Raw genomic sequence first — 14,147 nt, 5'->3', positions numbered from 1 at the left:
AAGGGGGAAGAGCAATGAGTGAAAATGCAACAAATCTTTGGAAAGATTGGAAATTACATCTTTTAGTATTTGCCATTGTGTTGGTGACTGAATTGATTGGCACACATCGTATTCCGATTGGAGCAGGGGTAATTTTATTACTACCCATGTTGTATGCAGTTATCGTTGGAATCGCGGTCTATTTTACACCACTTGTCACAGAAAAAATGTCTAAAAATGCGGAATCACTCGTATTTATTTCCGTAACATTGTTGATTGCAAAATTTGGTGTACAAGCAGGTCCAGCTTTACCTCAATTAATCGAAGCAGGTCCAGCCTTAATGCTACAAGAACTAGGAAACCTAGGTACCATTTTTATTGCGTTACCTATCGCGGTATTCTTAGGATTAAAAAGAGAAGCAATTGGTATGACACACTCCATCGGAAGAGAACCAAACTTAGCCCTTATTACGGATAAATATGGTCTTTCTTCTCCAGAGGGTCGCGGTGTAATGGCGATCTATATTTTCGGTACAGTGTTTGGATCGATTTTCTTAGGTCTTATTTCAGGATTTTTAGCAACAGCCACACCACTTCATCCATACTCGTTTGCAATGGCAACTGGGGTAGGAAGTGGAAGTATGGCTGCAGCATCACTTGGACCACTTGTCGCGGCATATCCAGATATGGCAGATACAATAACTGCATTCTCAGGAGCAAGTAACCTCTTAACTTCTGTAACAGGATTGTACGCTAGTATTTTCATAGGTTTGCCATTAACGGTGAAGCTATATAATGTTCTTTCAAGAGTGAGAGATAAAAAAGCTGCGAATTCGACTTCAAAGGGGGCGTAACAACCAATGTTAAAAAGTATTCAAGAATGGGTCTTATTATTTATCATTTGTTCTATATCAGTTCTTGCAGGAAACTGGATTGGTTATGATGTTATGCCACTTGCAGCTGTTCCAGGAATACTTGTTCTAGCTGGAGTGAGTTTGGCTGGATTAATTATTCATAAAGCCATTCCATATAAAAAGGTGCCAAGTATTGCCTACATTGGGATACTAGCATTCATTATCACCATCCCAGGCATGCCATTCCAAGAAAAATTTGTAGAATGGACAGCACAAGTGAATCTATTAGCAATCGCAACACCAATCTTAGCCTATGCTGGTATTTCCATCGGACGCTCATGGGCGGACTTCAAAAAATTAGGCTGGAGAACAATCGTTATTGGTATGTTCGTTCTACTCGGAACCTACCTCGGATCCGCAATCGTAGCCGAAATCATCCTACGATTCCAAGGAATCATCTAATAGAACAGAACTGTTCTTGGGACACAGGGACAGGTCCCTGATATGAACGAAACTGTCAAGTCCACTCCGTATCCCTGGTAATAGTCGCCGTTTTTGGGCGCACTTAAGAAGAGAAGCGTTTTAAGCTTCTTTTCTTTTTTTGTAAATCTTTGAGACATTTTATGTCTAGGGATTTCCCTTCTTAGCTTACAGACTACTTCTCATTCTAAGGATTGTCTGTCAAGTGCTCTCCTTGACTGGCAATCCTTAGAATGAGACACTCTTTGAAGCTAAGAAATAAATTCCTCCTTTATTCAGAAGTTAAAAACACGGCACGAAGGCAAAAATCTAGCTACGGTTAGCACTCTGATATTCGTGGGTTTTCACATTTTATCTTTCCGTATAAAGGACCTTCCACTAACTTGTAACGTGCGTTAGCCTATTTAGACATAGCACAAAGGGACCACGTGGATAATCCTTTCCGGTGTTATTCTTTGCCTTCGGGCCCTATTCTTAAAATCACATAATTTAACATTAGTATTTTATAAATGAATTTTTATCAATAGATTAAGATTCAATTAAAGCTCTAGAGTTCGTATCTATTTCCTGAGTGACTGCCCAGATAAAACCAGCTAGTTCTCTTGCCACTGCCGTTACGGCTTTCCCACTTTCTTTACCCCTTGATAATAAGCGGAAATACTTTTTATGAAGACGATTTTGTGCTTTCCATGATATAGCTTGAACAACGGCCGACTGACCTTCTTGTCTTCTTTTTAATTCTCCTTTTACTGCAGGTTGATATCGATAACTCCAGGCTGCTTCTATCAGAAGACGACGAACGTGTTTATTCCCTGTTTTCGTAATCTTACCTTGCCTTCGACTCTCACCACTAGAATATTCGCTTGGGATAAGACCTACATATGACATAAATTGTTTAGCCGAGGTAAATCTTTTAAAGGATCCAATCTCTGCCACTAAACTTGTAGCTGTAATAGTTGCCACACCTCTAAGTGATTGAAGAGCTTGAATTACAGGTGCGTGTAAACCTTCGGTTGCTTGAATATCTATTTCTTTCTCTAATCGTTTTATCCGTTGTTCGATCTCTTGGAGTTGATAGTAATATTCTTGGAATACAATTCTAGACGTAGAACGAGTAAATTTTAACTTGTTTAACCAATCCCGATACTTTAGGGTCCATTTGCGAACACCGGTAGGCGGCTTAATATTATGTCTTAATAAAAACTTAGTGAGTCTATGTTTTGCCCTTAATTCATCCTCTTTCGCATCTTCACGAGCACGAACTAAATCTCGAAGAGCTTCATCGTCTTCAGTTGGTACATAAATTGATGTCAATTCACCAGCACGGAATAATTGAGCAAGCCTAACCGCATCCCTTCGGTCTGTTTTAATCCGTTCTCCTGGCTTAGAAGGGATTAGGGACGGTGCGATTACAAAACACTCTATTCCTAAACTTAAGAAAAAGCGGTACAATGGGTAACCTGTCGGGCCGGCCTCATAACATACTTTTATCTGTTTTTTATCTCCTAATTTCTTAACTAATTTTCTAATAGCTTCTAAGGAATGTGGGATCATTCCATAATATCTAGGTGCTTCTCTGCCTTCTTCAGCGATCGCAACTGCAATTTTTTCCTTTGAGACGTCTAAACCTACGTATTTTATGGTATCCTTCATAATATAACTAGCTCCTTTCGTAATGTAGCTCTGATTTGGTTTGATTTTTTAATCTCCGTTAAACAGTCTAACCAAATTAACCTACGGGATTACGATAAGGGGCTAGTTTCGTTCATGATAACTTGTCCCAAACCATTTACTAAAGAAGGTCTGTATTTATGCAGGCCTTTTTTCCTGTTTTTTAAATGATTCCAAGTGTCTTGAACAAATCTTCTCCCGAAAAATCCAAATCCAAAGACCTGCTTTTCTAAGGAATTCCTCTACTATTCTGCCATTATTGTAAACAAATCTCCTACTATTCTACTGTAAAAACTTTACAGTCTATCCATAAGCCCTTAATATTCAGTAGTTATTCTGTAAAGAGATTCTTGGTATAATGAAAATATACTTCAAGAATATTCAGTATATTATAAAATTATATTTTAGTAGAGGGGAGATCTACGAATGAATGTAAAGTGGTGGAGAAATGTTGTATTAGCCTCAGCCATAACAGTACCATTAGCACCTACTGTTCATGCTGATAATGAACCATCTGATGTAGCTCAAGCTCGATCCACGTCTTCCGACAGAACAGAACCTGTCATTTTTGTTGGTCCGGCTGGCAAGACGCTTGTTTCGAACGAAAGTACAACACAGATTGGTCCTGGTGTTAAGCTTGCTAGTTTTGAACGGTTTGACGCTCGAGGCTGGCTAAACGGTGAAGTAATGACCATTAACTTAGGAAATGAGAGCATTTCAACGGATTTACTTTTTCCTGGCAGTGTTTCGTCTGCTAAACCATTGTCAGAAATGGCTAAGGAAGTAGGTGCAATCGCCGGAGTCAATGGAGATTTCTTTGATATTAATAATACGAAAGCTCCTCTAGGTACTGTAATTAGTAACGGGGAAATGGTAAAGGGGCCACAAGGTAGTCACACGCTCACTGCAAGTGTTGATAATAATGGTTTAGGTCATATATCTACCATTCTATTAGATGGAAAAGTTAAGCTGCCTAGTGAAGAAATCACACTTGACGCACTCAATCAATATGGAATTTCAAAGGATGGAATTGGATTGTACACATCTGTCTGGGGAACTGCTGAAAGATCCCAGGCTGGAAGTCCAGTGTATGAAGTTACGGTGGTAGATGGAAAGGTTACAACTGTAGCAGAAGGAGCAGGGAGTGGCGCCATTCCTGAAAATGCATTTATACTTGTTGGACGTGAAAAAGGGGCAGAGGCTTTAAGCGCTTTAACTGTTGGTGATGAAGTAAGTGTAGAATATGCGCCAAAGACGGACATCGATGTTTCCTTTGCAGTTGGAGGGAATATCAAGCTAATTGAAAATGGAGAGGTTATTTCAAATCTTGATGATACGACTTCTGCACCTCGAACTGCTGTCGGCTTTTCTGAGGATCGACAAACGATGATTTTAGCAGCAGTAGATGGACGTCAAACAGATAGTCGTGGTATGACATTTAAAGAATTAGCACAACTGATGAAGGAATATGGTGCACATTATGCTTTAAACCTTGATGGTGGAGGTTCCACAACAATGGTTGCACGAAATCCTGGTACGAATGACGTGAAGGCTGTGAATCAGCCATCCGATGGCTTTGAACGTTCAGTACCAAATGGTATTGGAATTTTTGCAAAAGCTGGAAGTGGTGAATTAAAGAGCTTTGCGGTTAACACAGTATTTGAATCGGATAGGAGTAGCCGTGTATTTCCAGGATTAACAAGAACATTTATTGGTTTAGGGCATGATGAAAATTACTCTCCAGTTTCAGTTGGTGAAGTGAAATGGAAGGCACTCCCGGCAGACGTTGGTAAGTTTGAGGAAAATGGCGTTTTCCATGCTAAAAAGTCAGGTAATGCCATTGCTCAGGCACAAGTAACATCTGCAAAGGGTTCTATGGGAATTACCGTCCTGGGTGAATTAGATCGAATCGAGGCTTCACAAGCGCGTCTTAGTTTAGAAATAGGACAACAATCAAGCTTTTCTGTTAATGGTTATGACAAAGATGGGTATAGCGCACCGATTGAAGCTAGGGATGTAAGTTTAGACTATGATGAGTCAGTTATTTCCATCATGGAAAATGTCGATGGTAGTTTTACCGTCGTTCCTAAAGTTGACGGATCTTCAGCGTTAATTACACTAAATGTAAAAGATGAGGTTACATATCTGCCTGTTACAATTGGTCTAGCTACAAAGAAAGTAGATGATTTTGAAGAGATAAGTGGATGGTCTTTTACAAAATATCCAAGTGTAGTAGGTGCATCCATGAATCATGTTGCTGGTAGGGATGGAAAAGGAATCGAGTTAGCATACGATTTTTCAACAACAACCGCTACTCGTGCTGCCTATTTACAAGCATCTCCAACGATTGAATTACCTGGTGATGTTCAGAAAATTGGTCTTTGGGTAAAAGGCGATGGAAATGGAGCTTGGCTTCGTACTGTCATTGAAGATGCAGGAGGCACAAGATACACATTAACACTTGCCGATGCAGTAGATTGGACAGGCTGGAAGTACGTTGAAACAACAGTACCTGAAGGTGTACGATACCCAGTAAAGCTTTGGAGAATCTATCCTGTTGAAACAAACAAAAATAATCAATACTCAGGTCAATTAGTATTTGATGATGTGACCGTTAAAGTCCCAACTTCAATTGAGGTTCCAGAAGTAACGAAAGATCCGGACCCGCTCATTATTCAAAATGGCGAAATTGACAAAGGCCGTTGGACATTTGCGGTACTAGCTGACAGCCAGTTTGTTGCAAAGGATCCAAATAGCTCTCAAGTACAAATGGCAAGAGAATCACTTAGACAAATCGTTGCAGCAAATCCAGACTTCCTTGTCATTAACGGGGATTTGGTTGATACAGCATGGGAAGAGGATTTTGAACTTGCTGAGCAAATTTTACAAGAAGAAGTAGGAGATAAACTACCAATCTATTATCTACCTGGAAATCACGAAATTATGGGGCCAGGTACATTGGATAATTTCTTAGAAGTGTATGAAAATAACCGCTACACGTTTGATCACAAGGGCACAAGATTTATTTTACTTGACTCATCAACAGGAAGTTTCCGTACGAGTGATTTCCAACAGCTACTTGACCTCAAAAAGGCGTTAACCGAAGCTGCAAAGGATCCAAATGTGAAAAACGTAGTTGTGATGGCGCATCATCCAACGCGTGATCCACTACCAACGAAGAATAGTCAGCTTAGTGATCGAAAAGAATCTAATCTGCTTGAACAATTCTTAACAGAATTCCGTCAGACGTCAGGTGGAAAAGGAGCACTATTTGTCGGTGGTCATGCTCATACTGTAAGTGTGGAACGTGTCGAAGGTGTTCCGTATATGGTTGTAGGACCTTCAGGAAAAGCACCATATGGCTCCAGTGATGCAGGTGGTTTCTACGAGTGGACAATGTTCGGAGTCGATCCAACTCCTGTACCTGACAAAGCTATGGGACCTGAACAATCAAATGGACAAAGTTCTGTTTCTGGTACTGACTGGATTCAAGCTGAAGTGAATCCGTTATTATTAGATATTACTCTTCAAGCACCAGCAACAATAAAAGCAGGAGAAACGGTACAAGTTGAGACAACTGGTCATCAAAAAGACAACTTAAACTTCCCACTTCATTATCCAGCAACGGTTCAATGGGAAGGAAGTGATAACGTCTTTATAGGTAGTGGAGAAGAACTAACCCGTGCAGAAACTTCAGGAAAATACGCTGCACTTTTCGACCACACAACAGGAGAACTAAAAACACTAAAAGCAGGAGAAATAACCCTAAAAGTCGAAGCGAATCAAATGACAAAAGACTTGAACATTACAATCGAATAATGGGACAGCGGGACAGGTTCACTGTCCCGTTTTTTTATGCTTGGGACAAGGGACCTGTCCCCGTGACCCACAACCAACACCCACGACTTATTTTACTGCTGCTATGCCCTTGTTTATGATGTTATTGACCAATTCACCCATTTCTTTTGTTGATTTGTCCATTCCGTTTTTTAACCAACTTTTGATCACATAGATACTTCCACTTATAATGAAGGTACTAAAGTATTCGGAATCATTTTTATCTAGATGGCTGCTGGCCCAGTTTCTCATAAGGTATCTGTGCACAATATCCATGACCTTTTGCTGAAAGGTGGTATCTACATTTTCATTTAATAAGGTTTGGCAAATATCTTTCTTGGTGACGATATACTCCAACAGTTTTTCTGTCATTTGTAGAGTTTCATCTTCTTTGTCAAAATCATATTGGTTGAGATACGTAATCATATCCTCAATAATTTCTTCTTCTATTTTTTCGAGCAAATCAAATTGGTCAGAATAATGAGCATAAAAAGTAGACCGATTGATATCTGCTGCCTCACAGATTTCCTTCACTGTAATTGTCGAAATTGGTTTTTCTTTTAATAGCTTCATAAGGCTATCCTTTAGTACCATTCGTGTGTATTGTTTACGTCTGTCAATTTTAGTTGAAGTCATAGTTAATCCCTCTTTTGAAAGTTATCCAACATATTAGATGATTATGTTGCGAAACGTACTCAAATTAATAAACTGTTTGTTGATTAGGCAACACCGTGTCGATATAATATTATAGTGGAATTGCCGGTTATGCAAGAGAGGGTGAATCATTATAGATATTGCAGCACGAATTATTAAACATAAAAAATCAGTCGTCATAACGTTTATGCTCCTCACACTTTTAGCCACCATTGTTCAGTTTGGGGTGGCGGTTAACTATAATATGGTTGACTATTTACCGGAGGATGCTCCTTCTGTGAAAGCCATGGAAATTATGGAAGAGGAATTCGAAGGAGCTGTTCCGAATACGAGGGTCATGATTCATGACGTCACAATACAGGAAGCACTTAGTTATAAAGAGAAGCTCTCTGATATTGATGGCGTATCGAATGTCACTTGGTTAGATGATGCCATTGATATCAAGACGCCAATCGAAATGGCGGATGAAGAGACTGTTGAATCTTACTACAAAGAAAATAACGCACTGTTTTCTTTAAGTATCGAAAAGGGTGACGAAGTTGCAGTAACGGATGCCATCTACGAGGTAATAGGTGAAGACAATGCGATGGCAGGTGAAGCACTAGATACAGCCACTTCACAGAAGATGGCTGGTCAAGAATCATTATATGCCGCTCTCTTATTGGTACCAATCATTATCATCATCTTGGTATTATCAACAAACTCTTGGATAGAGCCGTTATTTTTCCTTACTGCCATAGGGGTTTCCGTGCTCATCAATCTTGGAACCAATATCTTTCTTGGGGAAGTATCGTTCGTAACCCAATCAGTTGCACCGATCCTACAACTAGCCGTGTCACTCGATTATGCGATCTTTTTACTTCATAGTTTTTCAGACTATCGAAAAACAGTTGCCGATCCGAAAGAAGCGATGCAGCTTGCGATGAAAAAATCATTTCCAGCAATTACGGCAAGTGCGTCAACTACCTTTTTCGGGTTTATGGCATTATCATTAATGAATTTCCAAATTGGTTCAGACCTTGGAATCAACCTTGTAAAAGGGATTTTACTAAGCTTTATCAGTGTTATGGTGTTTTTACCGGCTCTAACTTTGTTATTTTATAAGTGGATTGATAAAACACAGCACAAACCACTGATGCCAAGCTTTAACAAAGTCGGAAGCATTGTTGTGAAATTGCGAATCCCAAGTTTACTATTAGTAGCACTGTTAATCATACCAGCATTTATGGCCCAAAGTGAGACGAATTTCATCTACGGTCTTGGAGATCAACCAGAGTCAACGAGGGCTGGCAGTGATAAAATGAAAATCCAAGAAGAATTTGGAGCCTATACTCCTATGGTTTTACTTGTACCAAAAGGGGATATGGCAAAAGAAGAAGCATTCGTTCAGGATATTGAGAAGATTGATCAGGTATCAAGTGTTCTGGCGTACGTGAACACTGTGAGTAGCGCGATTCCTCCAGAGTATTTGGACGAATCGATCACTGAGCAATTTTATTCAGACAACTATAGTCGCATTATTATTAATACAACAACTAAAAATGAAGGCGACCAAGCATTTTCTTTAATCGAACATATTAAACAAACTGCAGAAGAGTATTATGGTGACAAAGCCTATTCACTTGGGGAAAGCGTGACCTTGTATGATATCAAAAATACAATTCAAAAGGATAACGCATTAGTGAATCTCTTAACGGTTCTTACGATTGCCCTTGTCCTTATTGTGACATTCAAGTCCATCTCGTATCCTATCGTGTTATTGCTTACGATTCAGACTGCTGTTTGGATCAATCTGTCTGTTCCATATTTTACAGATTCGTCATTGGTGTATGTTGGTTATTTGATCATTAGTACGGTACAGCTTGCCGCAACGGTCGATTATGCGATTCTCTTGACCGAAGACTACACAACGAATCGAAAGCACATGTCTGCACGTAAAGCGATTAAGAAAACACTTGATGAGAAGATTTTCTCAATCGGGATTTCGGCAGCCATTTTATCGAGTGTAGGGTTTATTTTAGCGTTTACCTCATCAAATCCAATCGTATCTTCAATTGGACTGCTGCTAGGAAGAGGAGCCTTACTTGCGTTCATCATGGTCGTATTTTTCCTACCAGCTCTTGTATTGGTTTTTGATAAGGTCATTGAGAAAACTACATGGAAAGCAAATCATTATAAGGAGAAATGAGGATGAAGAGAATACACAAAGTACTATTAATCTTACTGACTATCACTCTCGTATTGCCGTCATTTCTTGTCACTGCTGCATCGACCGAAGGAATTATATCTACGAAAGATGAGGTTGTGTATGCAACGCTGAGTGCCGATGGGAAGCAGCAAGATCTATATGTGGTAAACACATTGGATATTGAAAAAGCGGGGAAGATTGCTGATTATGGATCTTATTCAGCAATAAAAAACTTAACAGACTTCTCTGAGATCGTCCAAAAAGAGAGCACAGTAGAAATGGAAGCACCTGAGGGGAAATTCTATTATCAAGGCTCAATCGATGAAAAAGCACTTCCCTGGAATATTGATGTTTCGTATATATTAGACGGTAAAGAAATGGCAGCTAAAGAACTAGCTGGTCAAGACGGGAAAATTGAAATACGGATTAAAACTTCTGCAAATAAAGAAGTAAATCCGGTCTTCTTTACAAATTATTTATTGCAAATATCATTAACACTTGATCCAGCTCTTTACACGAACATTGAAGCTGAAAAAGGAATGCTTGCAAATGCAGGGAAGAACAAACAAGTTACGTTTACTGTAATGCCAGAAAAAGAGGAAGAATTCGTACTTCAAGCAGATGTAGTCGATTTTGAGCTTGATGGTATTAACATCACAGCTGTTCCATCATCGATGTCGATTGATGCACCTGAAATCGATGAAATGACAGACGACATGTCATCTTTAACAGACGGCATTAAGCAGCTTCATGATGGAGTAGGAGAGTTAAAGAATGGCGTTTCCGAGCTAAATAGTGGTGTGCAGGAACTTCAAAACGGTTCTGGTCAATACAATAAAGGTATGACTGATATCAGCAAGGCTTCTTCTGGTCTCGTCGATGGCTCGAATGAAATTGGGAAAGCTCTTGAACAGATAAGCAAGTCCCTAAAGGCTGGATCTGAGGATGTGAATCTTGGCGATCTTGAAAAATTAACTGCTGGACTTCAGCAAATTTCATTAAGTTTACAAGGGACAGTATCTGAAATAGCCAAGCTTAAAGAAGGCTATGCGAGTGCTTACGGTGCATTAGACAAAGCAATAGCGGCTATCCCAGCAGCAACAATTACACAAGAACAAATTCAAGAGCTACAACAGAGCGGAGCAAATCAGGAAGTTGTCAATCAACTTCTGAACACATATACGGCAGCACAAACGGTTAAAGGAACTTATTCTCAGGTCAAAGATGGGTTTACCGCAGTAGACGGTGCTCTAGCGGGGTTAATGACTGGACTTACCGAAGTGTCAACAAATCTCGATACTATGGCAACCGAGGTTTCAGCATCATTAAAAGCATCAGGTGCTACAGAGTCTCTTGCTCAATTACAGCAAGGACTTGCTGCGCTATCCGCCAATTATCAAACATTTCATTCAGGATTGGTGCAATACACAGGTGGTGTCGGTCAGTTATCGAAATCCTATCATAAAATGCATCAGGGAATTGTGGAATTGTCACGCGGAACAGGTGACCTTGACAACGGTGTTGGTGAATTACACAGTGGTACTCGAGAATTATACGAGTCTACAAGTGATTTACCAGAACAAATGAAGGAAGAAGTGGACCGCATGATTTCTGAGTTTGATAAATCAGATTTCGAAGCTGTCTCTTTTGTATCGGAACAAAATAAAAATGTTAATCTAGTCCAATTTGTCATAAAAACGGAAAGCATTAAAATCGAAGAACCAAAAACAAAAGAAATCGAAGAAAAAAAAGTCAAAGGCTTCTGGGCGAAGTTGCTCGATTTGTTTAAATAAGAAGTAATTAAGGGGTGTCAGTATACTGGCACCTTTTTGTTTTCGCAAATTAATGTTAAAGTTAGAAGGAAGTCAAAAATGAGGTAGGGCAAACAACATGATCGAAATAAAAAAATCTTTACTAAGTGACGGGGAATTCAATAGAGGGGTATTTGCTAAAGTTGATATTAAAAAAGGACAACTAATCCATGAAGCACCCGTAATCTCTTATCCGAATGACCAGCACGAGCACATTGAAAAAACATTACTCGCTGATTACGCTTTTGAGTATGGAATTAATCATACGGCAATCCTTCTAGGATATGGAATGCTATTTAATCATTCCTATGAACCGAATGCCGTTTATGATATTAACTTTGATAATCACACATTTGATTTCTATGCGTACAAAGACATAAAAGCAGGCGAAGAAATCCTAATCAACTACAACGGCGAAGTCGACGACAAAACAAAACTATGGTTCAATGAAGAATAATGGACACAGGGACAGGTCCCTCGTCCCAGTCATTAAATTCTATTTTAGTGGTTGTAGACGACTAATCTGAGCAAAAAAATTAAATCAATATAACTCTAAAAGCAGTGTATTTCATTAGAAAATACACTGCTTTTTGCATTTTCAAAAGTCCTTTAGTAATTTTGATGGTTTTGGAAATGATATGAATGCAAATTACAGGAGGTGTATGACATGAGCGATGTCTATCGAGATAAGATTGTTGTGAAAGATGAAAACGGCGAAGAAAAGGAATTTTGAATTGAGGCCTTATTCGATATGAAGGATAAAACATTTGCATTGTTACGCTCTGAACAGGATCAGAATAACACATTTGTCATGCAGGTAGAAAATACGGATGATGGTCAGTTTTTGACAGGAATCAACGATCCTTCAGAACGTGATATGGTGCTAGATGCCTATGAAATTGCTGTCGATGCGAATCCAGCGGAGTAGGGTCAGCTATGGAAAACAAAATTTTTGATGTGATTGATCCACAAATAAGTAAACAAATAGAGGAAGAAATTAAAGGGTTAACCTTCACAAAAAACTTTCGATCTCCTTCTGCAGAGGAATGGTATGTTTTTTTACCGGGCTATAAGGACCCTGCTACTGGAGGTGCAGCTTGCAAAGTTATTATTCACTATAACCTATATGATACCAAGGAAATTTTCATCAATACCACGATTATATTTGACGATCCTGCCTTACATAAAGAGTCACTTCATCAGCTCGTTTATGCCATTTCCGATGAACTTGTAAATCGGCTAGTTGGTTATGCCGATACACTGCTCTCTGTTCATTCAGGTGAGAATTCGTATCAGGCAGAATACAAAAACTAAGGGGGTTCATATGGTAGATAAAATGATAAAAGCGATCCAACAATATTCAATTCCAGTAACAAATTTTAAAAATGACCTTGACCCACTTGTTACTGCGATAACAAATCAGAAATACATACTGTTGGGCGAGTCCTCACATGGTACATCTGAGTTTTATAAAATGCGCGCAGAACTCACCAAAAGATTAATCATTGAAAAAGATTTTACTTTTATTGCAGTAGAAGGCGATTGGCCAGCATGCCAACAGGTGAATAGCTATATTAAAGGCTACTCTAATGAATACAATAATGCCCGAGATGTGCTAGCTTCTTTTAAACGTTGGCCAACCTGGATGTGGGCAAATGAAGAAATAATTGATTTAATTGAATGGTTAAAAAAATTTAACCAAGGAAAACCAAATGAAAAAAAGGTTGGTTTCTATGGAATTGATATCTATAGTTTGTGGGAGTCAATGGATGAAATTCTAAAGTATCTAGAAAAAAGAAACTCGCCTGATCTTGAGGTCGCGAGAAAAGCTTTCACCTGTTTTGAACCCTTTAATCGAGAAGCGGAAAAGTATGCGTTGTCCTCTTCTTTCTATAATGAAGGATGTCATGAAGAGGTCATACAGCTTTTGGCGGAACTTATGGCAAACAAACATGCCTATCAGGATTTACAGGAAAGCAGTTTAAACCTAGAAGTAAACGCACTGATTATGACGAATGCTGAAAATTATTATACTACGATGATGACGAACGATAATGAATCATGGAATATCAGAGATCGTCACATGGTTGAGGTCATACGAAAAATTGATACTTTCTATCACCATCTTTCCAAAGGGATCATTTGGGAACATAATACACATGTCGGAGATGCAAGAGCCACTGATATGGCAAATGAAGGACTTGTAAATGTAGGACAACTTATAAGGGAAGAAATAGGTACTGAAAATGTGTTTATTGTTGGTTTCGGTACACACCATGGAACGGTGATTGCAGCTAGTGAATGGGGTCTAGATTTTGAAAGAATGAATACCCCTCCCGCAGTTGCTGGCAGCTGGGAAGATCTCCTGTATAAAGCGGGAGCATACGATAAGATTCTTGTTTTTACTGAGAAAAATAGTAATTTATTTAAAAAAGAACTTGGGCACCGTGCAATTGGAGTTGTCTATAATCCGCAATATGAACATTATGGTAACTATGTCCCATCCGTGATATCTGAGCGGTATGATGCGTTTGTCTTTATAAATAACACAAAAGCTTTAACACCATTAGAAGTAACAGGTGTGTTAATCTAATCTATTCAGCCGATGACTCCATGAAAAGGGTTTATCGGCTTTTCATTTGAAATGAACGCTAATATAGTAATCTAGAAATT

The 14,147-nt window shown here is 39.1% G+C and carries 11 protein-coding genes; 9 read left to right on the top strand and 2 right to left on the bottom strand.

Annotation, left to right across the window (positions count from 1 at the left end; all coding sequences use genetic code 11):
- Positions 1-14 precede the first annotated feature (14 nt).
- The gene (locus tag ACFSFW_RS22810; protein ID WP_388041728.1) at positions 15-833 is read left to right on the top strand and encodes a DUF3100 domain-containing protein; all 819 of its coding nucleotides are present in this window, start codon (positions 15-17) and stop codon (positions 831-833) included.
- Between the two features lie 6 nt (positions 834-839).
- Positions 840-1,295 (top strand): hypothetical protein, encoded by a 456-nt coding sequence (locus tag ACFSFW_RS22805; RefSeq protein WP_099353070.1) that lies wholly within the window; start codon positions 840-842, stop codon positions 1,293-1,295.
- A 546-nt stretch (positions 1,296-1,841) separates the two neighbouring features.
- Here the strand turns inward: ACFSFW_RS22805 and ACFSFW_RS22800 are convergent.
- Positions 1,842-2,966, bottom strand: a complete 1,125-nt coding sequence (locus ACFSFW_RS22800) for an IS110 family RNA-guided transposase (protein WP_099354777.1) — start codon at positions 2,964-2,966, stop codon at positions 1,842-1,844.
- Between the two features lie 444 nt (positions 2,967-3,410).
- Here ACFSFW_RS22800 and ACFSFW_RS22795 point away from each other — a divergent pair, with 444 nt between their 5' ends.
- Complete coding sequence (locus ACFSFW_RS22795) at positions 3,411-6,803, top strand: phosphodiester glycosidase family protein (RefSeq protein WP_388041724.1); 3,393 nt, start codon at positions 3,411-3,413, stop codon at positions 6,801-6,803.
- A gap of 87 nt (positions 6,804-6,890) precedes the next feature.
- Here the strand turns inward: ACFSFW_RS22795 and ACFSFW_RS22790 are convergent, their stop codons facing one another.
- Positions 6,891-7,457 (bottom strand): TetR/AcrR family transcriptional regulator, encoded by a 567-nt coding sequence (locus ACFSFW_RS22790; protein WP_388041721.1) that lies wholly within the window; start codon positions 7,455-7,457, stop codon positions 6,891-6,893.
- Between the two features lie 205 nt (positions 7,458-7,662).
- Between ACFSFW_RS22790 and ACFSFW_RS22785 the strand changes: the two genes are divergently transcribed.
- The 6 genes from ACFSFW_RS22785 (at position 7,663) to ACFSFW_RS22760 (ending at position 14,067) form a co-directional block, all read left to right on the top strand.
- Complete coding sequence (locus ACFSFW_RS22785; RefSeq protein WP_388041718.1) at positions 7,663-9,663, top strand: efflux RND transporter permease subunit; 2,001 nt, start codon at positions 7,663-7,665, stop codon at positions 9,661-9,663.
- A 2-nt stretch (positions 9,664-9,665) separates the two neighbouring features.
- A complete protein-coding gene (locus tag ACFSFW_RS22780) occupies positions 9,666-11,456 on the top strand; it encodes a YhgE/Pip domain-containing protein (RefSeq protein ID WP_388041715.1) in 1,791 nt (596 codons plus the stop codon).
- Between the two features lie 97 nt (positions 11,457-11,553).
- On the top strand, positions 11,554-11,931 hold the full coding sequence (locus tag ACFSFW_RS22775) for an SET domain-containing protein (protein WP_304214319.1): 378 nt from the start codon (positions 11,554-11,556) through the stop codon (positions 11,929-11,931).
- 294 nt (positions 11,932-12,225) lie between these two features.
- On the top strand, positions 12,226-12,402 hold the full coding sequence (locus tag ACFSFW_RS22770; protein WP_388041712.1) for a hypothetical protein: 177 nt from the start codon (positions 12,226-12,228) through the stop codon (positions 12,400-12,402).
- A gap of 8 nt (positions 12,403-12,410) precedes the next feature.
- On the top strand, positions 12,411-12,788 hold the full coding sequence (locus ACFSFW_RS22765; RefSeq protein WP_388041709.1) for a hypothetical protein: 378 nt from the start codon (positions 12,411-12,413) through the stop codon (positions 12,786-12,788).
- A gap of 10 nt (positions 12,789-12,798) precedes the next feature.
- Positions 12,799-14,067, top strand: a complete 1,269-nt coding sequence (locus ACFSFW_RS22760) for an erythromycin esterase family protein (protein WP_388041706.1) — start codon at positions 12,799-12,801, stop codon at positions 14,065-14,067.
- The last annotated feature ends 80 nt before the right edge of the window (positions 14,068-14,147 follow it).

It is taken from the genome of Ferdinandcohnia salidurans, from assembly GCF_042680725.1.
GTDB lineage: Bacteria > Bacillota > Bacilli > Bacillales > Bacillaceae_L > Ferdinandcohnia > Ferdinandcohnia salidurans.
Note: the sequence above shows the minus strand (reverse complement) of the source record. Positions and strands in the feature narration are given on the sequence as shown.

What these genes read in the sequence shown, in the direction of transcription:
- ACFSFW_RS22810 (WP_388041728.1), top strand. Translation starts at nt 15, where the DNA reads ATGAGTGAAAATGCAACAAATCTTTGGAAAGATTGGAAATTACATCTT.
- ACFSFW_RS22805 (WP_099353070.1), top strand. Translation starts at nt 840, where the DNA reads ATGTTAAAAAGTATTCAAGAATGGGTCTTATTATTTATCATTTGTTCT.
- ACFSFW_RS22800 (WP_099354777.1), bottom strand. Translation starts at nt 2,966, where the DNA reads ATGAAGGATACCATAAAATACGTAGGTTTAGACGTCTCAAAGGAAAAA.
- ACFSFW_RS22795 (WP_388041724.1), top strand. Translation starts at nt 3,411, where the DNA reads ATGAATGTAAAGTGGTGGAGAAATGTTGTATTAGCCTCAGCCATAACA.
- ACFSFW_RS22790 (WP_388041721.1), bottom strand. Translation starts at nt 7,457, where the DNA reads ATGACTTCAACTAAAATTGACAGACGTAAACAATACACACGAATGGTA.
- ACFSFW_RS22785 (WP_388041718.1), top strand. Translation starts at nt 7,663, where the DNA reads ATGCTCCTCACACTTTTAGCCACCATTGTTCAGTTTGGGGTGGCGGTT.
- ACFSFW_RS22780 (WP_388041715.1), top strand. Translation starts at nt 9,666, where the DNA reads ATGAAGAGAATACACAAAGTACTATTAATCTTACTGACTATCACTCTC.
- ACFSFW_RS22775 (WP_304214319.1), top strand. Translation starts at nt 11,554, where the DNA reads ATGATCGAAATAAAAAAATCTTTACTAAGTGACGGGGAATTCAATAGA.
- ACFSFW_RS22770 (WP_388041712.1), top strand. Translation starts at nt 12,226, where the DNA reads ATGAAGGATAAAACATTTGCATTGTTACGCTCTGAACAGGATCAGAAT.
- ACFSFW_RS22765 (WP_388041709.1), top strand. Translation starts at nt 12,411, where the DNA reads ATGGAAAACAAAATTTTTGATGTGATTGATCCACAAATAAGTAAACAA.
- ACFSFW_RS22760 (WP_388041706.1), top strand. Translation starts at nt 12,799, where the DNA reads ATGGTAGATAAAATGATAAAAGCGATCCAACAATATTCAATTCCAGTA.